This window comes from Paenirhodobacter sp. (assembly GCF_041916475.1).
Taxonomy (GTDB): Bacteria; Pseudomonadota; Alphaproteobacteria; order Rhodobacterales; family Rhodobacteraceae; genus Rhodobacter.
Genome location: NZ_JAYRZN010000002.1, coordinates 104,475 through 126,207 on the forward strand (window position 1 = coordinate 104,475; position 21,733 = coordinate 126,207).

The 21,733-nt window shown below is 68.7% G+C and carries 21 protein-coding genes; 11 read left to right on the top strand and 10 right to left on the bottom strand.

The window, feature by feature from the left end:
• The first annotated feature begins 62 nt into the window (after window positions 1–62).
• From ACOMG5_RS01425 to ACOMG5_RS01450, 6 genes are read left to right on the top strand one after another with little or no spacing between them, the layout of a single operon-like run.
• On the top strand, window positions 63–884 hold the full coding sequence (locus tag ACOMG5_RS01425; RefSeq protein ID WP_420341990.1) for an ABC transporter permease: 822 nt from the start codon (window positions 63–65) through the stop codon (window positions 882–884).
• Window positions 881–1,651 carry an ABC transporter permease gene (locus ACOMG5_RS01430; protein WP_420341991.1) on the top strand — a complete coding sequence of 257 codons (771 nt, stop codon included), beginning with the start codon at window positions 881–883 and terminating at the stop codon, window positions 1,649–1,651. The genes ACOMG5_RS01425 and ACOMG5_RS01430 overlap by 4 nt, the downstream gene beginning before the upstream one ends.
• A 16-nt stretch (window positions 1,652–1,667) precedes the next feature.
• On the top strand, window positions 1,668–2,705 hold the full coding sequence (locus ACOMG5_RS01435) for an ABC transporter substrate-binding protein (protein ID WP_420341992.1): 1,038 nt from the start codon (window positions 1,668–1,670) through the stop codon (window positions 2,703–2,705).
• A gap of 47 nt (window positions 2,706–2,752) precedes the next feature.
• Complete coding sequence (locus ACOMG5_RS01440) at window positions 2,753–3,358, top strand: cupin domain-containing protein (RefSeq protein WP_420341993.1); 606 nt, start codon at window positions 2,753–2,755, stop codon at window positions 3,356–3,358.
• Window positions 3,351–4,400: an ABC transporter ATP-binding protein gene (locus ACOMG5_RS01445; protein WP_420341994.1), complete on the top strand. Its 1,050-nt coding sequence runs from the start codon at window positions 3,351–3,353 to the stop codon at window positions 4,398–4,400. Before ACOMG5_RS01440 ends, ACOMG5_RS01445 begins: the two co-directional genes overlap by 8 nt.
• 13 nt (window positions 4,401–4,413) lie before the next feature.
• Entirely contained in the window at window positions 4,414–5,838 is a 1,425-nt protein-coding gene (locus ACOMG5_RS01450) for an aldehyde dehydrogenase family protein (RefSeq protein ID WP_420341995.1), read from the top strand.
• Between the two features lie 8 nt (window positions 5,839–5,846).
• Here ACOMG5_RS01450 and ACOMG5_RS01455 read toward each other — a convergent pair whose 3' ends face one another.
• Complete coding sequence (locus ACOMG5_RS01455; RefSeq protein ID WP_420341996.1) at window positions 5,847–6,077, bottom strand: hypothetical protein; 231 nt, start codon at window positions 6,075–6,077, stop codon at window positions 5,847–5,849.
• Between the two features lie 126 nt (window positions 6,078–6,203).
• On the opposite strand from ACOMG5_RS01455, the gene ACOMG5_RS01460 reads away from it, so the two are divergent.
• From ACOMG5_RS01460 to yghU, 3 genes are all read left to right on the top strand, one after another.
• A complete protein-coding gene (locus tag ACOMG5_RS01460) occupies window positions 6,204–7,064 on the top strand; it encodes a LysR family transcriptional regulator (protein ID WP_420341997.1) in 861 nt (286 codons plus the stop codon).
• A gap of 77 nt (window positions 7,065–7,141) precedes the next feature.
• Window positions 7,142–8,059 carry a zinc metalloprotease HtpX gene (htpX, locus tag ACOMG5_RS01465; RefSeq protein WP_420341998.1) on the top strand — a complete coding sequence of 306 codons (918 nt, stop codon included), beginning with the start codon at window positions 7,142–7,144 and terminating at the stop codon, window positions 8,057–8,059.
• Window positions 8,060–8,152: 93 nt separating this feature from the next.
• Entirely contained in the window at window positions 8,153–9,013 is an 861-nt protein-coding gene (gene yghU, locus ACOMG5_RS01470; protein ID WP_420341999.1) for a glutathione-dependent disulfide-bond oxidoreductase, read from the top strand.
• A 36-nt stretch (window positions 9,014–9,049) separates the two neighbouring features.
• Here the strand turns inward: yghU and ACOMG5_RS01475 are convergent, their stop codons facing one another.
• The 8 genes from ACOMG5_RS01475 to ACOMG5_RS01510 form a co-directional block, all read right to left on the bottom strand.
• On the bottom strand, window positions 9,050–11,131 hold the full coding sequence (locus ACOMG5_RS01475; protein WP_420342000.1) for a methyl-accepting chemotaxis protein: 2,082 nt from the start codon (window positions 11,129–11,131) through the stop codon (window positions 9,050–9,052).
• A 95-nt stretch (window positions 11,132–11,226) separates the two neighbouring features.
• A complete protein-coding gene (locus ACOMG5_RS01480) occupies window positions 11,227–11,952 on the bottom strand; it encodes a hypothetical protein (RefSeq protein WP_420342001.1) in 726 nt (241 codons plus the stop codon).
• Window positions 11,953–11,958: 6 nt separating this feature from the next.
• Entirely contained in the window at window positions 11,959–13,275 is a 1,317-nt protein-coding gene (locus ACOMG5_RS01485; RefSeq protein ID WP_420342002.1) for an ATP-binding protein, read from the bottom strand.
• Between the two features lie 3 nt (window positions 13,276–13,278).
• Window positions 13,279–14,001 (bottom strand): response regulator, encoded by a 723-nt coding sequence (locus ACOMG5_RS01490; RefSeq protein ID WP_420342003.1) that lies wholly within the window; start codon window positions 13,999–14,001, stop codon window positions 13,279–13,281.
• A gap of 74 nt (window positions 14,002–14,075) precedes the next feature.
• Complete coding sequence (locus ACOMG5_RS01495; RefSeq protein ID WP_420342004.1) at window positions 14,076–15,521, bottom strand: YncE family protein; 1,446 nt, start codon at window positions 15,519–15,521, stop codon at window positions 14,076–14,078.
• A gap of 96 nt (window positions 15,522–15,617) precedes the next feature.
• Window positions 15,618–16,979 (bottom strand): class I SAM-dependent methyltransferase, encoded by a 1,362-nt coding sequence (locus ACOMG5_RS01500; RefSeq protein WP_420342005.1) that lies wholly within the window; start codon window positions 16,977–16,979, stop codon window positions 15,618–15,620.
• A gap of 54 nt (window positions 16,980–17,033) precedes the next feature.
• Window positions 17,034–19,142 (bottom strand): FepA family TonB-dependent siderophore receptor, encoded by a 2,109-nt coding sequence (locus tag ACOMG5_RS01505; protein ID WP_420342006.1) that lies wholly within the window; start codon window positions 19,140–19,142, stop codon window positions 17,034–17,036.
• Window positions 19,143–19,366: 224 nt separating this feature from the next.
• Window positions 19,367–19,606: a sulfurtransferase TusA family protein gene (locus ACOMG5_RS01510; protein ID WP_420342007.1), complete on the bottom strand. Its 240-nt coding sequence runs from the start codon at window positions 19,604–19,606 to the stop codon at window positions 19,367–19,369.
• 92 nt (window positions 19,607–19,698) lie between these two features.
• On the opposite strand from ACOMG5_RS01510, the gene ACOMG5_RS01515 reads away from it, so the two are divergent.
• Entirely contained in the window at window positions 19,699–20,451 is a 753-nt protein-coding gene (locus tag ACOMG5_RS01515; RefSeq protein WP_420342008.1) for a cytochrome c biogenesis CcdA family protein, read from the top strand.
• A gap of 16 nt (window positions 20,452–20,467) precedes the next feature.
• Here ACOMG5_RS01515 and ACOMG5_RS01520 read toward each other — a convergent pair whose 3' ends face one another.
• Window positions 20,468–21,253 (bottom strand): enoyl-CoA hydratase, encoded by a 786-nt coding sequence (locus tag ACOMG5_RS01520; protein ID WP_420342009.1) that lies wholly within the window; start codon window positions 21,251–21,253, stop codon window positions 20,468–20,470.
• A 54-nt stretch (window positions 21,254–21,307) separates the two neighbouring features.
• Here ACOMG5_RS01520 and ACOMG5_RS01525 point away from each other — a divergent pair, with 54 nt between their 5' ends.
• Window positions 21,308–21,724: a PaaI family thioesterase gene (locus ACOMG5_RS01525; protein ID WP_420342010.1), complete on the top strand. Its 417-nt coding sequence runs from the start codon at window positions 21,308–21,310 to the stop codon at window positions 21,722–21,724.
• The last annotated feature ends 9 nt before the right edge of the window (window positions 21,725–21,733 follow it).

Genomic DNA, 21,733 nt, shown 5'->3' on the forward strand with positions numbered 1-21,733 from the left:
CGTGAGTGAGTCTCATGCTGGCGCGGCGGTCTTTGGTGGATGGAGCGGGGTTTCGGCTGGGGATGTCTGTCCCCGGGGTGCTGGTGACCTTCGGGCTGGTGCTGTTCGCGCTGGCGCTGGTGATCGTGCTGGCCTTCCGGGCGAACGATGGCGGCTTTCTCGCCGGGCCGCTGTCGCTCATGAATTTTGCCCAGATCGCCACCGATCCGCTCTATGCGACGATCATGCTGCGCTCGCTCTGGATCGCGGGGCTGGTCACGCTCGCCACCGTGGCCACGGCCTATCCGGTGGCCTGGTACCTGGCCTTCCGCGCCGGGCGGCACCGCGGGCTGATCCTGTTTCTGGTAACGCTGCCTTTCTGGACGAGCTACCTGCTGCGCGTTTTCGCCTGGAAGGTGGTGTTGGCGTATAACGGCGTGCTGAATTCGGCGATGCTCTGGCTCGGGCTCTGGGATACGCCCTCCACCGCCTTCCTGAATAATCCGGCCGCGGTGGTGGTGACGCTGGCCCATGCCTATGCCCCCTTCGCGATCCTGCCGATTTTCGTCGCGCTGCAGACGATCCCCGGCGCGCTGCTGGAGGCGGCATCGGATCTCGGCGCCAGCCGGGTGCAGATCTTCGCGCGGATCGTGCTGCCGCTGTCGATGCCGGGGGTTTTGGGCGGGGCGCTCGTCGTCTTCGTGCCGACGCTGGGCGATTATGTGACGCCTGCGCTGGTGGGCGGGCCGGGCTCGGTGATGATCGGCAACCTGATCCAGGCGCAGTTCGGCAAGGCCAACGACTGGCCCTTCGGCGCGGCGCTCGCGGTTGCGGCGATGCTCGTCATCCTGCTCGCCGCGCTGATCATCCGCCGGGCGGACCGCCGTTGGGGGAGCCGCGCATGAGCCGCCTGCTGCCCGCCTATATCATCGGCTACATCGTGTTTCTGTACTTGCCGGTGGTGCTGATCCCGGTGTTTTCCTTCAACGATGCCATTCAGGCGGCCTTCCCGCTGAAGGGCGCCACGCTCGGGTGGTACCGCACGCTGCTGGAGACGCCCGCGATCATGCAGGCGCTGCGCAACAGCCTGATCATCGCCTGCAGCGCCGCCTTCATCACCACGCTCTGCGCCACAACCATCTCCTACCTCGATACCTTCCCGCGGCCGCGCCTGTCGCGGGTGGTGGCGGGGCTGGCGCGGCTGCCGATCCTGATCCCCGGGGTGATCGTGGGCATCGCGCTGCTGATCCTCGTCAATCTCGCGGGGCTCGGGCCCTCGCGCCCGGCAATCGTGATGGGGCATGTGCTGGTGTGCCTGCCCGCGGCGGTGACGGTGGTGCGCGCGCGCTTCGCCGCGATCCCGCGCTCCATCGCCGAGGCCGCGCAGGATCTCGGCGCCTCCGAATTCGCCACTTTCCGGCGCGCGGTGCTGCCGCTCGCCTGGCCCGCGATCGGCTCGGCCTTCACCCTGGCCTTCCTGACCTCGTTCGACGAGTTCATCGTGGCCTATTTCCTCGCGGGCACCGAGCCCACGCTGCCGCTCTATGTCTGGAGCCAGCTGCGCTTTCCGAAATCGCTGCCGGTGGTGATGGCGCTCGGCACGCTGATCCTTGCCGTCTCGGTGCTGCTCGCGGCTCTGGCCGAGATCCTGCGCCGCCGCAGCCGCATATAACAACAGGAGGTCCAACATGACGAAATTGCTGCCCATCGCCCTTATTGCCGCGCTCGCGAGCCCCGCTTTTGCGGAGGGGAAGCTCACCTATTTCACCTGGTCGGGCTATGAGCTGCCCGAGTTTCACGAGGCCTTCGCCAAGGCCCACCCGGATGCGGTGGAAGTTTCCGTCTTTGGCGACGATGACGACGCCTTCACCAAGGTCAAGGCGGGCTTCCACCCGGATCTGGCGCATCCCTGCTACGACAAGATCGCGCGCTGGAACGCCGAAGGGCTGCTGCAGCCGATCGATACCGCCCGGATTGCGAACTGGGACAAGATCTTCCCGGCCTTCCGCAACCTGCCCGATATCCAGGCCGGCGATGGCAAGGTCTGGATGGTGCCGTGGGACTGGGGCAATACCTCGATCCTCTACCGTACCGACATGATCGCCCCCGATGCCGAGATGAGCTGGAACATGCTCTGGGATCCGCAATACGCGGGCCGCATGGCGACCATCGACGCGGTGCACGATACGCCGCTGGTGGCCGCCGTGCTGGCGGGCGTGAACCCGTTCGACATGGACGAAGCCGGGATGGAGAAGGTCGCGGCCAAGCTGCGCGAACAGCGCCCGCTGATGGCCACCTATACCACCGACATGACCTCGGTCGAGCAGTCGCTCGCCTCGGGCGAATTCGTGGCGGCAATGACCTGGAACGCTTCGGCCGTCGCGCTGAAGAAGCAGGGCGTGCCGGTCGAGTTCATGAACCCGAAGGAGGGCATGCTGACCTGGACCTGCGGCTTCGTGCTGCTGAAGGATGCGCAGAACGTGGACCTGGCCTATGATTTCATCAACAGCCGGCTGGAGGCCGGTTCGGGCAAGGCGCTGATCGAGAATTACGGCTATGGCGCCTCCACCACCTCCGCCTTCGCCGCCGTGCCGGCCGCGACGCTCGAAGAGCTGAAGCTGCCCGCCGAGCCGCAGAAAATGCTGGAGACCACGATCTTCACCGGCCCGATGAAGCAGAACGACGTGCTCGCGAAGATGTTCGAGCGCATCAAGGCCGGCGGCTGACAGGACCGGCGCCGGGAGACCGGCGCCACACATCACAGGACCGAGAGATGGACGATTTGCCCCAACCGGTGACAGAGCCGGGCACCCTGGCCGATATCCGCGTCGGCCGCCGCCTGCGGGCGCTGCGGCTGGAAGCGGGGCGCTCGCTGGCCGATGTCGCGGCGCAGGCGGGGATTTCCGTCGGCGCGCTGAGCCAGATCGAGCGCGGGGTGTCCTCGCTCAAGGTGCGCACGATCTGGCCGCTGGCGGCGGCGCTCGGGATCGAGCCGTCGCTGCTCATCGGCGACGACGAGGCCGACAACGACATCTATTGCGTGCGCGCGAACCGGCGCCGCGCGCTGCCGGTGCATTCGGACGGGGTGCGCAAGCAGCTCCTCTCGCCGCCCGGCGCCACGCTCACCGGCATGACGGTGGAGATCGCGCCCGGCGGCGGCACCCGCGAGGCCTATGCCCATTCCGGCCATGAATTCGGCTATGTGATGCAGGGCGAGGCGGAGCTGGTGATCGACGGCACCAGCTACCGGCTGCGCACCGGCGACAGCTTCGCCTTCCGCTCCACCTTGCTGCATTCCTTCCGCAACGATGGCGCGGAGCTCTGTGTGATCATCTGGGTCAATACGACCAAACCTTCGGAGGTGCGCGGCGATGAGTGACCCGCTTCTGTCCCTGCGCGGGGTGACGAAGGATTTCGGCGGCGGCGCCTTCGGGCTGATCGACGTGGACCTCGACATCGCCGAGGGCGAATTCGTGAGCCTGCTCGGGCCTTCGGGCTGCGGCAAGACGACGACGCTGCGGGTGGTGGCGGGGTTCGAGCGCCCGACCTCCGGCCGGGTGCTGCTGAACGGGGCAGAGATCGGGCATCTGCCGCCCAACCGGCGCCCGGTGAACACGGTGTTTCAGGATTACGCGGTATTTCCGCATATGAATGTGGCCGAGAACGTGGCCTTCGGGCTCAGCGTACGCGGCACGCCGCGGGCCGAGACCGCGCGCCGGGTCGCCGATGCGCTGGAGCTGGTGGGCCTTGCGGACAAGGCCAAGCGCCCGGTTTCGGCACTCTCGGGCGGGCAGCGGCAGCGGGTGGCGCTGGCGCGTGCGCTCGTATGCGCGCCGAAGCTGCTCTTGCTCGATGAGCCGCTTTCGGCGCTGGATGCGAGCCTGCGCGAGCAGATGCAGGTGGAGCTGAAGAGCCTGCAGGCGCGCCTCGGGACGACCTTCGTCATGGTCACCCACGACCAGACCGAGGCGCTGTCGATCTCCGACCGGATCGTGGTGATGCAGGGCGGGCGGATCGAGCAGATCGCCGCGCCCGCGGAGCTCTATGACCGCCCGGCCACCCGCTTCGTGGCGGGGTTCATTGGCACGATGAACCTGCTGCCGGCGCAGGCGGCGGGCGTGGGGGCGGTGCGCCTGTGCGGCCAGACGCTGCCGGTGCCGGAGGCGCGCGGCCTCCCTCCGGGAGCGCCGGTCACGCTCGGGCTGCGGCCCGAGGATCTGGAGCTCGCGCCCGCGGGCCTCGGGTTCCGGGTCTCCACCACGGTGTTTCATGGCCGCAGCCTGCGCGTGATCGGGCGGCTGGAAGGCGCGGGCGAGGTGATCCTCGACGTGCCCCGCACCCGCGCCGAAACCATCCCCGCCCCGGGCAGCCTCGCGGCACTTGCCCTGCGCCCGGGCGCGACCCCACTCGTTTTCCCCTGATCCGGAGCCTGACATGCCTGTTTCCGAAAAATTCTACATCAATGGCGCCTGGGTGGCGCCGCTGGCCGCCTCCCCGATCGCGGTGATCGACCCGGCGACCGAGCAGCCCTATGCCACGATCTCGGGCGGCACCGCCGCCGATGTGGAGCGCGCGGTATCCGCCGCCCGCGCGGCATTCCCGGCCTGGGCCGCGACGCCTGTGGCCGAGCGCATAGCGCTGCTGAAGCGCGTGCTGGAGATCTACAAGCGCCGCTACGAGGACATGGCGCAGGCGATCAGCCACGAGATGGGCGCCCCGATCACCTGGGCGCGCGAGGCGCAGGCCTATGCCGGGCAGGGCCATATGGAGGCCACCATTGCCGCCGCCGAAGCGTTTGAATGGGAGGTGCAGCGCGGCACCACGCGGATCCTGCGCGAGCCGGTTGGGGTCTGTGCGCTGATCACGCCCTGGAACTGGCCGATGAACCAGATCGTGTGCAAGGTCGCCCCGGCGCTGGCGGCGGGCTGCACGGTGGTGCTGAAGCCGTCGGAAATCGCGCCGATGAGCGGGATCCTGTTTGCCGAGATCATGGATGAGGCCGGCACGCCCGCGGGCGTGTTCAACCTGATCAACGGCACCGGGCCGGAGGTGGGCCAGGTGATGGCGGGGCATCCGGAGGTGGATATGGTGAGCTTCACCGGATCGACCCGCGCGGGCATCATCGTCGCGCGCACCGCGGCCGAGACGGTGAAGCGCGTGGCGCAGGAGCTGGGCGGCAAATCCCCCAATATCGTCCTGCCCGATGCCGATCTGGAGACGGCCGTGACGGAAGGCACGATCGGGGTGATGAACAACACCGGGCAATCCTGCGACGCGCCGACGCGGATGCTGGTGCCTGCGGAGCGCCACGCAGAGGCGCTGCGGATCGCGAAGGCCGCGGCGGAAAGCGTGGTGATCGGCGATCCGCGCGAGGAGGCTACCACGATGGGGCCGCTGGTCTCTGCGCTGCAGTTCGAGAAGGTGCAGCGGCTGATCCAGGCGGGCATCGACGAGGGCGCGACGCTCGTCACCGGGGGGGTGGGCAAGCCCGAGGGCCGCAACGTGGGCTATTTCGTGAAGCCCACCGTGTTTGGCGATGTGCGCAACGACATGACCATCGCGCGCGAGGAAATCTTCGGGCCGGTGCTCTCGATCCTGCCCTACGAGACCGAGGAAGAGGCGATCGCCATCGCCAATGACACGGTCTATGGGCTCGCGGCCTATGTGCAATCGGGCAGCCGCGATCACGCGCGCGCCGTGGCACGGCAGCTGCGCGCGGGATCGGTCTATGTGAACGGGCCCGCCTGGGACTTGTTCGCGCCCTTCGGCGGCTACAAGCAATCCGGCAACGGCCGCGAATATGCCGACTGGGGCATCCACGACTTCACCGAGATCAAGGGCGTCTGCGGCTGGGAGTAAGCGCCCGCTCAGCGCCCGCGCGGGAAGTTGTACCAGGTCGAGGGCGCGTCCCAGCTGCGGCGCGCCGCTTCGGCCTGGGCCTCGGACCATTGGAGCCCGGCATCTTCGAGCAGGCGCAGGTCCAGCCGCGCAAGCTGGCGGCGGTTGCGGTAGAGCGCATCGAGCGCCACGATCCACTGCCAGAACGACCGGCGCCGGGCGGCGGTCTGCGGGCGGGCTCTTGCTTCGGTACGGGCCATCTGGATCTCCTTTCAGGATCAGTCTGCGTGATCAGGGGCGGTGTGCTATCACTGCCCCTGATATATCCTTGACGGCTCCATGAAGATAACGAAGGATTGTGTCGGTTATAATCAAGGATCGTGATGATGGCGCGCAATCTGGATCTGACCGCCCTGCGCGCGGTGGTGACCGTGGCCGAAACCGGCAGCGTCACCCGCGCAGCGCAGGTGCTGAACCTCACGCAATCGGCCGTCTCCATGCAGATCCGGCGGCTGGAGGAGATGCTCGGCCAGCAGATGTTCACCCGCAGCCAGCGCCGGATGACGCTGAGCCCGGCCGGGGACCGGCTGGTGGATTACGGGCGGCGCATGCTGCGGCTGAACGATGAGGCGCTGTGCTCGGTCGGGGCGGAGGAGGGGATCCAGAACCTGCGCATCGGCGTGCCGCATGATATCGTGGCCCCGCAGATCCCGGCGATCCTGCGGCTGATGACGCTGGGCTGGCCGCGGCTGCGCATCGTGCTCACGGTGTCGAACACGGCGCAGCTTCTGGTCGCGCATGCGGAGGGGGCGCTCGACATGATCCTGACGACGGAGCCGCGGCCCGGACCGCAGGGCGAGGTGTTGGCGCTGCGCAGGCTGGTGTGGCTCGGGGTGCCGGGCCTGCAGGCGCGCACCGATCAGCCGCTGCGGGTCGCGCTCGCGCGGGCCTGTGGCTTCCGGCCGGTGGCGCTGGCGGCGCTGGATGCGGCGGGCTACATTCCCGAGGATGCGGTCGAGGGCGACAGCGACACCGTGATCGAGGCGACGGTGGCGGCGGGGATCGCGGTGACGGCGCGGATCGAGGGCGTCGCGATTGCGGGCTGCGAGGAGCTGGGCGCGGCCTCCGGCCTGCCGGAGCTCGGCCATACGGCGATCTGCTTTTACGACCGCACCGAGCTCTCCGGAGAGGCGATCGAGGCCCTGCGCAAGGAAATCCGCCTCGCCTATGGCATGGTGGATGCCTGATCTCCCCGGGTTGGCCTGCGCGGAGCACCGCCTATATTCGGAGGACTGCGTATGTTCAGAAGCTGCGAGGAGGAACCATGGGCTATTTCAAGACCGCCCTGCTGATGGCCGCCATGACCGCGCTGTTCATGGGGCTCGGCTATATGTTCGGCGGCCGGGGCGGGATGCTGGGTGCGCTCGTGGTGGCCGGGCTGATGAATGCCGTGACCTGGTGGAATTCCGACAAGATGGTGCTGCGGATGCACAATGCGCAGCCTGTGGGCACCGGGGACCGCTCCGGGCTTTCGCAGCTGGTGGCGGAGCTGGCCGGGCGCGCGGGGCTGCCTGCGCCGGCGGTCTATCTGATCGACACGCCGCAGCCCAATGCCTTCGCGACCGGGCGCAACCCGCAGAACGCCGCGGTGGCGGTGACGACGGGGCTGATGCAGAGCCTCTCGCGCGAGGAGCTGGCAGGGGTGGTGGCGCATGAGCTCGCCCATATCCGCAACCATGACACCGCAATCATGACGGTGACGGCGACCTTCGCCGGGGCGATCTCCATGCTCGCGAATTTCGCGATGTTCTTCGGCGGGCGGCGCGAGAACGGGCCGGGGCCTGTGGCGAGCCTTGCGATGATGCTGCTCGCGCCGATGGCCGCTGCGCTGGTGCAGATGGCGATCAGCCGCACGCGCGAATATTCGGCGGACCGGGCGGGGGCGCAGATCTGCGGCAATCCGCTCTGGCTTGCCTCCGCGCTGCAGCGGATCCAGGCCGGGGCCGCCAGGATCGACAATGCCGCAGCCGAGCGCAACCCGGCGACGGCGCATATGTTCATCGTCAATCCCCTGCATGCCTACCGGCACGACAACCTGTTTGCGACCCACCCTTCGACCGAAAACCGGGTGGCGGCGCTGCGGCAGATGGCGCAGGAGATGGGCGCGCGGGCGGAGCCGGGCGCGACATCGGTGCCGCGGGCGGGGCGGCCGGGGCGGGGCCCGCGCGGGCCCTGGGCCTAGGGGCCTTGCCCTCGGGGCGCAGGCGCCTATCTTCGGCCACGGGCCGTCCGCGGTGGCGCGGCACCGACATTCCTGAACCGGAGGACACCCCCCATGACTGATACCGCCTATGTTCCGCCCCGGGTGTGGACCTGGGATCAGCAAAGCGGTGGCCGCTGGGCCTCGATCAACCGCCCCATTTCCGGGCCGACGCATGACACCGAGCTGCCGGTGGGCCAGCACCCGTTCCAGCTCTATTCCCTCGGCACGCCGAATGGCCAGAAGGTCACCATCATGTTCGAGGAGCTGCTGGCCGCGGGCCATTCCGGCGCCGAATATGACGCCTGGCTGATCGACATCGGCAAGGGCGACCAGTTCGGCTCGGGCTTCGTCGCGGTCAATCCGAATTCCAAGATCCCGGCGCTGATGGACCGCAGTGGCAAGGAGCCGGTCCGGATTTTTGAATCCGGCGCGATCCTGATGCATCTGGCCGAAAAATTCGGGACCTTCCTGCCCACCACGCAGCCCGCCCGTGCCGAAACCCTGTCGTGGCTGTTCTGGCAGATGGGATCGGCGCCCTTCGTCGGCGGTGGCTTCGGCCATTTCTACGCCTATGCGCCGGAGAAATTCGAATATCCCATCAACCGTTACGCGATGGAGACGAAGCGGCAGCTCGATGTGCTCGACCGGCGCCTGGCCAAAAGCGAATATATCGCCGGGGATGCCTATACCATCGCCGATATGGCGATCTGGCCCTGGTATGGCGGGCTGGTGAAGGGCTGGAGCTATGGCGCTGCGGAGTTCTTGTCGGTGCACGAATACCGTAATGTGCTGCGGTGGGCCGATCAGGTTTTCGCCCGCCCCGCGGTGAAGCGTGGCCGGATCGTGAACCGGACGTCGGGCGCCCCGTCCGAACAGCTGCGCGAGCGCCACGACGCGCGCGATTTCGACGCGGTTCCGTCCGAGGCGGGCTGAGCGCCAGCACTCCCTGCGGGGACGGCGCGGGCCGCGTCACCCGGCTTTAAGGGCGCGGCGGGGCGCGGCTTTGGCTGGCATCGCCGCGCGCTGCGGGGCCGGGATCTGGAACACTGCCCCCTCATCTGCGATCTCGCGCGATTGCAGCAGCAGGTTGCGGAAGGCGGTGCTGTTATCCTCGAACAGGGCGGCGTTTTCCTGGGTGGTGCGGTCCAGTTCGTGAACGTTGGAGCTCACCTCGGCAATGCTGGCAGCCTGCTCGGCGCTGGCGCTCGCGATCGTCTGCACGAGGCCGTCCAGTTCTTGGACGAGCAGGTTAATCTCGGTCAGCGCGCCGCCCGACTGATCGACCAGGTCGACACCGCGCAGCACTTGCCGGGTCGACGTGTCGATCAGCTGCTTGATTTCCTGCGCGGCCTCGGAAGAGCGCTGCGCGAGGGCGCGCACCTCGGATGCAACCACCGCAAAGCCGCGGCCCATCTCGCCCGCGCGCGCCGCCTCGACGCCCGCGTTCAGCGCGAGAAGGTTGGTCTGGAAGGCGATGTCGTCGATCATCGCGGTGATCCGCGAGATCCGGCGCGAACTGTCGGCAATGTCCTGCATCGCGCCGATCATCTCGTGGACGATGCTCGCGCCGTCATCGGAGCGCTGCCGGGTCTGGGCCACGGCATGCGCTGCCTCGCGCGCGTTGGTGGAAGAGCTGCGCACGGAAACCGACAGCTGGGTGATTGCCGCGGCGGCTTCTTCCAGCGAGGTGGATTGCAGATCGGTCCGCCGGCTCAGCTCCGCCGCGCCATGAGAGAGCAGCTCGACCTCGTCCATGATCGACGCAATGCCGCTCACGATCACTCCCACGAGGCCGCCCATCTTCTCCACCGACTGGTTGAAATTGCAGCGCAGCTCCTCGAATTCCTGCGGCATCACCTCGTCGAGCGTGGCGGTGAGATCGCCCCGGCTCAGCTTTTCCACGCCGACCTCCAGCTGCGCGAGCGCCCGCTTGCGCCAGGTGATGTCGCTGGCGAACTTGATCACCTTGTAGGGATGGCCGGCCGGGTCGAGCACGACGTTATAAACGGCCTGCAGCCAGACCGGGCGGCCGTCCTTGGAGAGACGGCAATATTCGCTTTCCTGAAATGCACCGGCCCGGAGCGAGGCCCAGAAGCTCGCGTATTCCGCGCTGTCGCGCTCTTCCGGATGGACGAAGATCGAGTGATGCTGGCCCACGATCTCGTCCAGCGCGTAGCCCATCGTGTCCAGATAGTTCTGGTTGGCGAACAGGATGTTGCCCTCGAGATCGAATTCGATCACCGCCTGCGCCCGGTCGAGCGCGGCGAGCTGCCCGGCATGGTCCAGCGAGACCGTCTTGGAGGGGGTGATGTCGGTCGCGAACTTGATCACGCCGCAGACATTGCCTTCGGCATCGAACAGCGGGTTGTAGCTCGCCTGCAGCCAGACGTCCTGCCCCGCGCTCCCCACCCGCAGGAATTCCCCGCTCGTAAATGTTCCGCTGCGCAGGCGGCTCCAGAAGGCGGCATAATCGGGCCGGTCGGCCGCGCCGGGCGGCAGGAATATGCGGTGATGCTGGCCGATCAGGTCCTGCCCGGCATAGCCCATCGTGTTCAGGAAGGCGGCATTGACCTCGGTGATATGGCCGTCGAGGTCGAATTCGATCACGCCCATCGACCGGCTGATCGCGCTCACGACGGCAGTGTCATGGGCGAAGCGGCGCATCCGCTGGGTGACGTCGGCGACGAAATTCACGATCAGGTCGACCTCGCCCTGCGCGTTGCGCACCGGGACGAAGGTGGATTCGAGATAGAGCATTTCTCCCGCGCGCGTCAGCGGCGCCACGGTGAGGCATTGTGTTTCGCCGCGCAGCAGGCGGTGCCAGATCATGCCATGCACCAGCCCGTCCCATTCCGATGCGCTGAGCACGGTGTTCATCTGGCGTCCGACCAGCTCCGCCTCCGTGCGGCCCAGCAGGGCACAGTAGCTGCGGTTGGCGGAGAGGATGGCCCCGTCCGGGCGGAAGGTGATGACGGCCAGCGCGGTCTCCATCGCGCTGAGGACGGCGCCGGAGACGGACCCGGTTGCCGGAGATTTCTTGCGGCCGAACATGCTCTAACTCCTACTCAGTTACCGCTCTTTGTAGGGGAGGCAGGTGTCCAAATATTTAAGCAAAGCTGTTTGCGCGGGCCGAATGCCTGCAATTGTCAGAATTGCTGCCATACTGACGGGGGCGGCAGGCGGCGTTTCGCCCCGGCCGAAGCCGCGATGCGCAGCACGCGCCGCCGGTCTCCGGACAGCGCGGCCTCCAGCAGCCCCGCAAGCGCGCCGCGGGATTTCAGATGCGGCACCAGCCCGGAATGGCCGAGCCCGGCAAACAGCAGCTGATCGCTCCGGGGCCAGGCGGGGAAGCGCAGGGCATGCGGCAGGTCATCGGCCGCGCCATGGAACAGATAGCTTTGCGCCCGGCCGGGCTGCGGCGCCGTGGGCCAGCGCAGGGGCGGCAGCCGCGCCGTCCATTCCGCCCAGCGTGTCTCTCCGGGGACGGAGACCGACCATTGCGGCGAGAAGGCGAGGACAGCATCGACCGGCAGCACCCGCGCCGCGGCCAGCGCGCTGAAGGCGCCCATGGAAAGGCCCAGCGTGGCAATGCACCCGAGCGGCGCCCTGCGCCCGGCCTGATCCAGCGCGGCGCGGAGGGCAGGCTCGAAATCGGGGTCATTGGCCCAGCTGCGCCCCGCATCCGAAACGAAGAGCGCCCGCCGCCCCGGCCGCCCGCTGCCGCGCCCGGTTGCCGTCGCCACGAATTCCGGCGCGGGCGGGCGCGCGGGGTCGTGCCCGACCGAGGAAAAGGCGATGGCGAGATCGGGGCCCGGCCCGTCGATCAGGTCGATGCGATAGGCCCCGCGCTCCACGATCCGCTCAAACTGCATGGCCCCTCACGCTCCGGCGGGCAGGCGCAATTCGGCGCAGAGGCCGCCCTGCGGCAGGTTCTGCAGCCGCAGCGCCCCGCCATGGGCCAGCGCGATATTGCGCGTGATCGCGAGGCCAAGCCCGGTGCCGCCGGTCTCGGCCGAGCGGCTCTCCTCGCCCCGGACGAAGGGCTCGACCACGTCTCCCAGCCGGGCCTCGGGAATGCCGGGGCCTGCGTCCTCCACCCGGAACACCACCTCGGCCCCGTCCCGGATCAGGCCGACGCGCGCCTGGCCGCCATAGCGCAGCGCATTGTCGATCAGGTTGCTCAGCGCGCGCGCGAGGCTGACCGGGCGCACCGCCATCCGGATTTCGGCGCCGGCGGCCAGCGTGGCCCCCGGGCGCGCGCACAGGCGCGCCAGAAGCGCGCGCAGCGCGGTCTCCTGCAGGGCCTCGCCGGTCTGGGCGCCCGCGCCGAAATGCAGCAGGTCGTCGGCCATCACCGTCATTTCCTCCAGCGTGGCGATCATCGGGTCGCGCAGCGCGGCATCCTCCAGCATCTCCGTGCGGATCCTGAGGCTTGTGATCGGCGTGCGCAGGTCGTGGCCGAGGGCGGCCAGCAGGCGCATCCGCTGGCGGTCGTGGTCCTCGATGCGGCGCTGCATGTCATTGAAGGCGCTGGCTGCTTCGCGGATTTCGCGGGCGCCCGCCTCGGGCACCGTCGCGCGCCGGTCGCCGCGCCCGGCGGCGCGCGCGGCGCGGGCGAGATCGCGCAGCGGCTGCGTCATCCGCCGGATCGAGAGGCCGCCCACCACGAGCGCCGCGCCAAGCGTCATCACCAGCGGCATGAAGAAGCCGAATTTCCACTGCCAGGCGGTGCCGGAAGGCAGCGGATAGACCAGCGATGTGAGCCATTCCCCGGCATGGATCCCGCCCTGCAGCCGCACCGAGACCATGGTCAGCGCGGTGCGCGCATCCCCGGCCTGGCCGCCGCCGGTGAGCGCGCGGACTTCGCGCCCCGCCAGCGCATCGGAGATCACCTGCGCGACCGGCGGATCTTCGGGCGCGCCCGGGGGGCTCAGCGGCCCTCGCGAAAGGGCGAAGCGGGTGAAGCCCGTGCTGCTCTCGCGCAGGATCGACTGCGCGGAGGCATCGTCCACCTCCTCCAGCGTCGTCACCAGCGCGACCAGCCGCCCGAGATCGCCCTGGATCCGGATCCGCCGGTCGAAGGCGCTGCCCTCGCGCGCGAGAAGCAGGGCCGCCGCCAGGTTCACCGCAACCAGGACCACCGCAAGCAGCAGCATGAACCGCGCGGCAATACCGCTGGGCAGGAGCCGGCGCACCGCTCAGCCCGCCGCGGCGACGGGCACGCCGATCCGGTAGCCGCCGCCCCATTCGGTGATGATCAGCCGCGGCCGGCCCGGATCGTCGCCGAGCTTCCGGCGCAGGCGGCTGACGAGATTGTCGATGGTGCGGTCATTGGCCTTCAGCTGCCGCGAGCGCACGAGATCGAGCAGCAGGGTGCGGGTGTGGGTCTCCTCCGGGCGGCCGAGCAGGGTCGAGAGCAGGCGGCTTTCGCCGGTGGTCAGGGAGGTCTCGCGGCCGTCGGCATGCAGGATGCTGTTGCGGGCGGCATCGAACACCAGCCCGCCGAACTGGTAGCGCGCGCGGTCCGGGGCGGGCTGCACGGGCGGCACCCGGCGCAGCACACCGCGGATCCGCGCCACCAGCTCGCGCAGGCTGAAGGGCTTGAGCACATAATCATCCGCGCCAAGCTCGATCCCGGCGATGCGGTCGGCTTCGGCCACGCGCGCCGTCAGCAGGATCACCGGCACCTGGGTGGTCCCGACGATATGGCGGCAGAGCGAGAATCCGTCCTCGCCCGGCATCATCACGTCGAGCAGCACCAGATGGATCGTGTCGCGCGCCAGGATCTCGCGGGCCTCAGCGGCATCGGCGGCGAGTCGGGTGCGAAACCCCTGCAGCCGCAGGAACTGGCTGAGCGGCTCGCGCACGGAGGGGGCGTCATCGACGATCAGGATCTGAGCGGCAATGGCATCGGTGAGCACGGCAGGCCTCGGCAGGGCAGGGATGGGGCGTTTATGGAGGCGTGGCCCCCCGCCGGCAAGCGGGGGGCCGGAGCTCAGTTCGAGACCGGCGTGATCTTCCACACGCGGTCGCCGTCGGGGTCATCCTCGCCGCGGGCCTTGTTCACCGCCCAGACCGCGCCCTTGCCATCGGCGCGCAGCTGATTGGGCAGGTTGCCCGCATCGAGGTTCGCCACGATCCGGCCCGCCGTATCCAGAACGGTGATCGTGCCCGCGCCGCGGTTGGCCACATAGACGAGGCGCCCGACCGGCTCGAAGGCCACGTTGAGCGGCTGCGCCCCGGTTTCCACGTCGTGCAGGACTTTGCCGCTCTCCGCCTCGACGATGAGCAGGTTGTCGGACTGCTGCGAGACGACGAAGATCAACCCCTCTGCCGGGTCGAATGCCACACCCGAGGCGCCGCGCGCGCCGGGCAGGTCGATCACCTTCTGCGCACCGCTCTTGAGATCGACGAGTGCGGCCTCGTTCGTGCTCATCGAAACGGTGACGATGTGCCCACCGGCCGGGTCGATATCGAGCGCCATCGCCGAGAAGTCCTCGCCGCGCTTGCCCGAGGCGATCACGATCGGGGCGAGCTGCTCCAGGCTGCGGGTATCGAACACCTCGATATTGCCGGTGCGGGTCGCGCTGGCATAGGCGCGGTGATTGGCGCTGTCCACCACCACATCGCGGGCATGGTTCACGGCGCCGGGCGCGAACTGCTTCAGCAGCGCGAGATCGTCCTGCCGGTACACCGCCAGCGTGTTCTGCCGGGTATTGGTGACCCAGACCGTGCCGGCGGCATCATCCACGGCCACGCCATAGGCCGCAAACAGCGGCGGGCGCCCGTCCTGCGCGGGGGCGGCGGCGCCGGGCGGGGCATTGGACGGGGTATTGGACAGGGCAGGGGCTTCGGGCGGGGTCGCCTGCGCGGTGATCTTCAGCGTGCCCGCATCAATCCGCGTCAGTGCCGATTCCCGCACCGGCGGCCGCCCGACCGCTGAGGTCACGAAGACCGCATCCGCGCGCGGCGAATAGGCCACCTGATAGAGGCCGCGGGTGACCTTCTCGCTCGTCACGCTGAACTTTTCGGCGCCCGCGAGCGGCACTTCGGGCGAGATCTTCAGGTCGATCACCGTCGCCGCGGCCGGGTTCTCGGCGATCAGCACCACCGGCTGCAGCCCGGTGCGGGCCTCGGCATCGATGGCGACGCTCAGGCTGAACTTGCCCTCGGCATCCACGGTGATCGGGCCATCGGGGTTGAGCACCGTGGCGCCGCGCATCAGCGTGACCTGCTGGCCCGGGATCATCTGCTGGCCGGAAATGACGGCCTCCGATCCGGCGAGGATCGGGCTGCCCTGGCGGGCGGCGGCGGCGCGGACCTGGCCGGTGAAGCCATCACCGCTCGGGGTGAAGATGGTTTCGGCCGCGGCTGGCAGCGTGGCGAGAAGGAGGGCCGTGCCGCCCAGAAGGGCGCGCAGGCGGAAGGGGAAGGGTGTCAAGAAGACCTCCATTGGACAGATATATCGGCTTGGGCTGTGCGGGCGGGGGCCGTTGGCGTGGCTGGGAAACGGGGCGCGCTCCGGGCGCCCCGCGGCTCAGGGCAGGGTGCGCGCCTCGACATCGAGGGCGAACATCTGCCGCAAGGGGGCGGGGCCTGCGCCCGAGCGCAGCGCCTGGCGCAGCTCGGGCGTCAGCGCGCGGCCGGAGCCGAGCGCGGGGGCCGCGAGCGCGGGCACGGGCGCATCTCCGGCCAGAAGCAGCCGGTTCAGCCGCGCCGCCGCACCGGGCGGGCCGAAGCGCTGCACCGGGTGCAGGATATGGGCGCTGAGCAGGAGCAGCAGGCACTGGTTCAGCACCGCCGGGCGGCCTGCGAAGGCGGGCAGGCGCAGCAGCTCGCCGAAGCGCGCGGGCCCCTGCGCCAGCCGCTGCAGGAGCGGGCCGAGGATCCGCGCATCGCCCTCGACCGGGCCGATCCGGGTCTCGAACCGCAGCCCCTCCGGCACGGGCGCCCCGGGCAAGAGGCCCCAGACCCGCGCATCGAGCAGCCGCAGATGGTCCGCCGGCCCCTTGGCCGGGGCGGGCGCCGCGAACAGGTCGTAGCGCGTGGTCTGGTTGCGGGCGATGTCCTTCAGCGTCTCGCGCAGGACCGGGTCGGGCGTGGCGGCGATCTGCGGCAGGCAGGCGGCGGGCAGCGACAGTGCATCGGCATTCTCGATCGGGGTGGCGCTGCCTTGCCACTCCAGCCCCACGGCGGCGAAGCTGGCGGCCACCTCGGCGAAGGCGAGGGGCTCGAACACCGGGTTCATGTAGCCATGCGCGATATAGGCGGGATCCATCGCCAGAAGCTGGTCCAGCGCGGCGCCGACATGGGCATGGAGCTGGAAGAACCCCGCCTGTGCCGCCCGCATTTCGCGCAGCAGCGCGAGCCCCTCAGCCACCGGATCGGAGCGCCCCGCCATCTGGCGCAGCACGGTATGAAAGGCGCGCAGCGCAGCGCCCCCGGGTGCGCTCATGTACTGCACGGCGACGACCCCGCCGGGGGCCAGATGTGCCGCCGCGAAGGCCGCAAAGGCCGCGCGGACATCCGCGCCCACCCAGGACAGCATGCCATGGCTGACGATATGGCTGAACCGCGCAGGCAGCGGCCCGATTTCGCGCAGATCGGCGCAGAGGAAGCGGATATTGCCGATCCGCGCGGCGGCAGCGCGGGCGCGGGCGGCGGCGATATGGGCAGGGTTGAGGTCGATCCCGGTGAACTGCACCTCCGGATTGGCCGCGGCGAGGATCAGCGCGCCAAGGCCGTCGCCGCAGCCGATCTCGCACCAGGCGGCCGGCGCGGGCGGCGCATGGCCGAGCGCGGCCAGAACGGCCGCGAGCCAGGCCGGGGCCTGCTCGGGGTGAAAATGCGCCGGATAGGCGATGTCGGTCCGGTAACCGGCGCGGTCGTCGAGCTCCATCGGATGTCTCCTGATTGCCGCCGCCCGGATGGCACCGGGCGGCGGCTGTTGCGCTCAGAAGGTCTTGTTGATCGCGACGTAGAAGGCGCGCCCGGCTTCGTTGAAGTTGTTCGAATTGCCCTGGGTGTTGGCCTCGCGGTAAACTTCCTTGTCGAACAGGTTGGTGATGCCCGCCGAAACCACCGCGCCCTCGCCCATGTCCCATTTCGTGGACAGATCGAACAGCGTGTAGGACGGCCGCGGGATTTCCTCGGCGACGCCGGTGTTGGTGCTGAGCGTCTTGCGCGCGGCGGGGATCGTGCCGTAATGCGTCATCGCCATGGTCACCGTCACCTTGTCCGAGGCGAAGTAATCCAGCGAGGCATTGACCGTGTGCTTCGGCACCAGGCTGAGCGGGTTCCCCGTCTGCTTGTTCACCGATTTGATCATCTTGGTGAAGTTGACGTTCAGGTGGAACAGGCTGCCGAGGTCGGTGGAGAAATTGCCCTCGATCCCCTTGATCAGCGCGCGCGGGATGTTGTTCCAGCGCAGGAGCGCGCCGCCGGAGGAATAGTCCTCATAGCTGTCGAGGTCCGCCGCGATCCGGTTGTGATAGTCGTTGTGGAAATAGGTCAGGCTGCCGTTGATGCCGTTGAAGCCCTCATAGGCGACGCCGATCTCGGAGTTGATGCTCCATTCGGCCTCCAGATCGTCGTTGCCATAAATGTAGCAGGGCCGCGGCACGCCGACGGGGCAGCCGTTGCCCATGGTGGAGTAGATGTAGTCGGGGTTCATCTGGAAGATGTTCGGCGCCTTGAAGGCCCGCGCGACGCCGGCCTTCATCGACCATTCCTCGGTGAAGGCATATTTCGCGTTCAGGCTTGGAGACCAGTTGGAGCCGAACCGGTCGCTGTAATCGAAGCGCAGGCCCGGGGTCAGCGTCAGCGCGTCGCTGAGCAGGATGTTGTCCTCGACATAGAGCCCGATCAGGTTCTGCTTCTGATAGTCGGAGACGGTGAATTCGTCGCCGCCGTCGTCCATGCGCTCGCCGCGGTATTCGGCGCCGAGGGTCAGCTTGCCGGGCCTGCCCAGCACGTCGAAGGGCAGCGTCCATTCGGTCTTGCCGGTGAGGACGTCGTAGTCATGGGTATTCCAGTCCAGCGCGTTGATATTGCCCTCGCCGCCGCCCGCCGTGCCCTCGTCGAGGCGGGTGTTCGAGGTGCTTTCCCATTGCAGGTAGCTGAACGAATTGCCGAAGCTGTATTCGCCATTATGCGTGACCGAGACGGTGCGGCGCAGCATGCGGTTGGTCTCGGTGCCGATCAGGTCGCGCCCATCGACATCGGTGATCACGTCGCTGCCGGTCTGCTGATCGCCGGCATAGAGGTTGCCCTGGCGCGAGAAGGTGAATTCGAAATCGAGCTTGTGGCCCTTGATCGGGGTCCAGCTCAGCAGCGTGCCGATGTCCTTGTTGACGACCCCTTCGCTGCCCGCGGGCGCGGTCTCCTGGCCGGTGCCGGTGGCGTTGATGTCGGCGTCGTCGTTCTGCGTGCGGTTGTAGTTGCCATAAACGCGGAAGCTCAGCGTATCCGAGATCGGCCCCGAGACGGACAGGTTGATGCGGCGGGTATCGCCTTCCTTGTCGTTCTCGGGCATCTCGTAATGCACGCCCACAGAGGTGGTCAGCGCGGTGGGCTTCTTTGTGATGATGTTCACCACGCCGCCGGCCGCGCCCGAGCCGTAGCGCGCCGCCGCCGGGCCGCGCAGCACCTCGATCCGCTCGACCAGCTCCGCCGGGACCCAGTTCGAATCCCCGCGCGTGTCTCGCTCGCCCTGGCGCCCCATCCGCACCGCGTTGCGCGACAGGACCGGCTTGCCGTCGATCAGGATCAGCGTGTTCTCCGGGCCCATGCCGCGGATGTCGATCTGGCGCTGGTTGCCGCGCTGGCCGCCGACACCGTTGCCGGTGAGGTTCACGCCGGGCATGCGGCGCACGATCTGCGAGATATCGTTGGTGACGGGCTGCTTCGCGATATCCTCGGCGGTGATGGTGGAGGCGCCGAGCGCCTGCTTCGCCTGTTCTTCGGCCGAAACCACCAGCGTATCGAGAACGACCGTGCCGTCATCGGTCTCCTCGGTCAGCTCCTGGGCGCCGGCCGGCAGAGCCAGCAGCGCACAGGACATCAGCAACGACAGCGCAGTTCCCGACAACAGGCGGGATGAAGAAGACACCATTCCATGGCCTCCGGTAAAAATCAGGGTTCCATGGCTGGCGTTTGCGCGGGCTGCGTCTCCCCTCCGGCACTGCGGCCGCGATTGCAACCGCCCACTGTGCGAGGTTTCACAAAGTGTCGCAATTCCGTCGGTTGGGTGCGGCGGGGCGGAATTTTTGGCCCGCGCCGTGGCTTCTATGCCACATCCGCGCCGCGCTGCACGAGGTAGCGCAGCACCCCCGCCGCTTCCTCGGCCCGCAGAAGCAGATGCCCGCCGCTTGTGCAGAAATGCGGCACGTCGATCCAGCTGGCGCCATCGGTGGCGCAGAGTTCCACCACCGCGCCCTGGGGCAGCGCGGCCAGCACCTTGCGCAGGCGCAGCACGGGCAGCGGGCACAAAAGACCCCGGGCATCGATGCGGGCAGCGATCTCCATGCCCTCCGCGCTATCTGCCCGGGGCCGGTTTGTCCACGCGGTTGTGAGCCTTGCCCCGGTGACGCGGCCCCTCCGCGATGCTAGGAGAGGGCATGTTCGGAACAGAGCTCATGGATGCCGCCTTCCTGCCCGCCGCGCTGATCGCGCTGGCGGCGGGGGTCTTGTCGTTTCTCAGCCCCTGCGTGCTGCCGATCGTGCCGCCCTATCTGGCCTATATGGGGGGCGTTTCCGTCACCGATATGGCCGACCGCGGCGGCGCACGGCGCCGGGCGCTGCGGGCGGCGCTGTTCTTCGTGCTGGGCCTGTCCACGGTGTTCCTGCTGATGGGGATGAGCGCCTCGGCGCTCGGCCGCGCGCTTGGCCAGTATCAGGACATGCTGATGCGGGCCTCGGGGCTTCTGATCATGGTGTTCGGCGCGCATTTCGTGGGCGTGTACCGGATCGGATTTCTCGATCACGAGGCGCGGCTGGAGGCGAAGGATGCGGGCGGCTCGGCCTTCGGCGCCTATCTGCTCGGCCTCGCCTTCGCCTTCGGCTGGACGCCCTGCCTCGGCCCGGTGCTGGCGGCGATCCTGTCGATCGCGGCCTCGGGCGCGGATGTGGGGCGCGGGGCGTGGCTGCTTGCCTTCTATGCCGCGGGGCTCGGGCTGCCGTTCCTGCTGGTTGCGGCCTTCTTCCCGAGCCTGCGCGGCTTCATGGGCTGGATGCGGCGGCACATGGGGCGGATCGAGAAGATCTCCGGCCTGCTGCTCTGGACGGTCGGGCTGATGATGCTGAGCGGGCAGTTCACCGCCTTCGCCTTCTGGCTGCTGGAGACCTTCCCGGGCCTCGCCGCAATCGGCTAGGCCCGGCGTTCTGGTCTCAGGCCCAGTCTGGCTTGCGCTTCTCGATGAAGGCGCAGATGCCCTCGTCGGTGTCGCGCTCCATCATGTTCTCGACCATCACCGCCGCGGTATGCGCATAGGCGTCGGAGAGGCCGAGGCCGATCTGGTCGTAGAAGGCGCGCTTGCCGATCCGCACCGCGACGGAAAGCTTCGCCGCCACCGTCTGCGCGAGCCGCTCCGTCTCCGCCGCGAGTTCCGCATGCGGTACCACCCGGTTCACGAGGCCCAGCTCGCGCGCGCGGGCGGCCTCGATGAATTCGCCGGTGGTCAGCATCTCGAAAACCATCTTTCGCGGCACATTGCGGCTCAGCGCGACCATGGGCGTGGAGCAAAAGAGCCCGATATTCACCCCGTTCACGCCAAAGCGCGTGCCCTCCGCCGCCACCGCCATGTCGCAGCTCGCGACCAGCTGGCACCCCGCCGCCGTGGCAATGCCATGCACCTCGGCAATCACCGGCTGCGGCAGGCTCGGGATCAGCTGCATCAGCGCCCCGCAGCGCGCAAACAGGTCGGCGAAATAGCCGCGCCCGCCATCGGCGGCCTGCCGCCCGGCCTGCATCTCCTTCAGGTCATGCCCGGCGCAGAAGGCCTTGCCCGCCCCCTTCAGCACGATGGCGCGGATGCTGCCATCGGCGCCGAGTTCGCTCAGCCGCGTGCTCAGCGCCGCCAGCATCGCATCCGACAGAGCGTTCAGGCTGCCGGGGGCATTCATTGTCAGATGCGCGACCGCAGCGTCACGGCGCAGTTCGACCAGTTCCGTCATTGCAATTCCTCCCTGTCGCTGAAACTCTAGCGGCAGGGAGACGGTGGAGGAAAGATGGAACTGGCGATGGACGGCCCCGGGCTGGAGGCCTTCGTGGCGCGGGAGTTTCCGCAGGTGGCGGGGGATTTCGCGGTGGATGCGGTGGGCGAGGCGCTGGTGGTGCGGCTGCGGGTGGGGGACCGGCACCTGCGCCCTGGGGGGACGGTCTCGGGGCCCACCATGTTCGCGCTGGCCGATGTCGGGGTCTATCTCGCGATTCTGAGCCGGCTCGGGCCGGTCGCGCTCGCGGTGACCACGGGCGCGAATATAGACTTCATGCGCAAGCCGGTCGCCGGGCGGGACCTGATCGCCCAGGTGCGCCTGCTGAAGCTCGGGCGGGTGCTGGCGGTGGGCGATGTGCTGATCTTCTCCGAAGGAGAAACGCAGCCGGTCGCGCGCGCCTCCATGACCTATTCCATTCCACGAAACTGAAACGCGCGG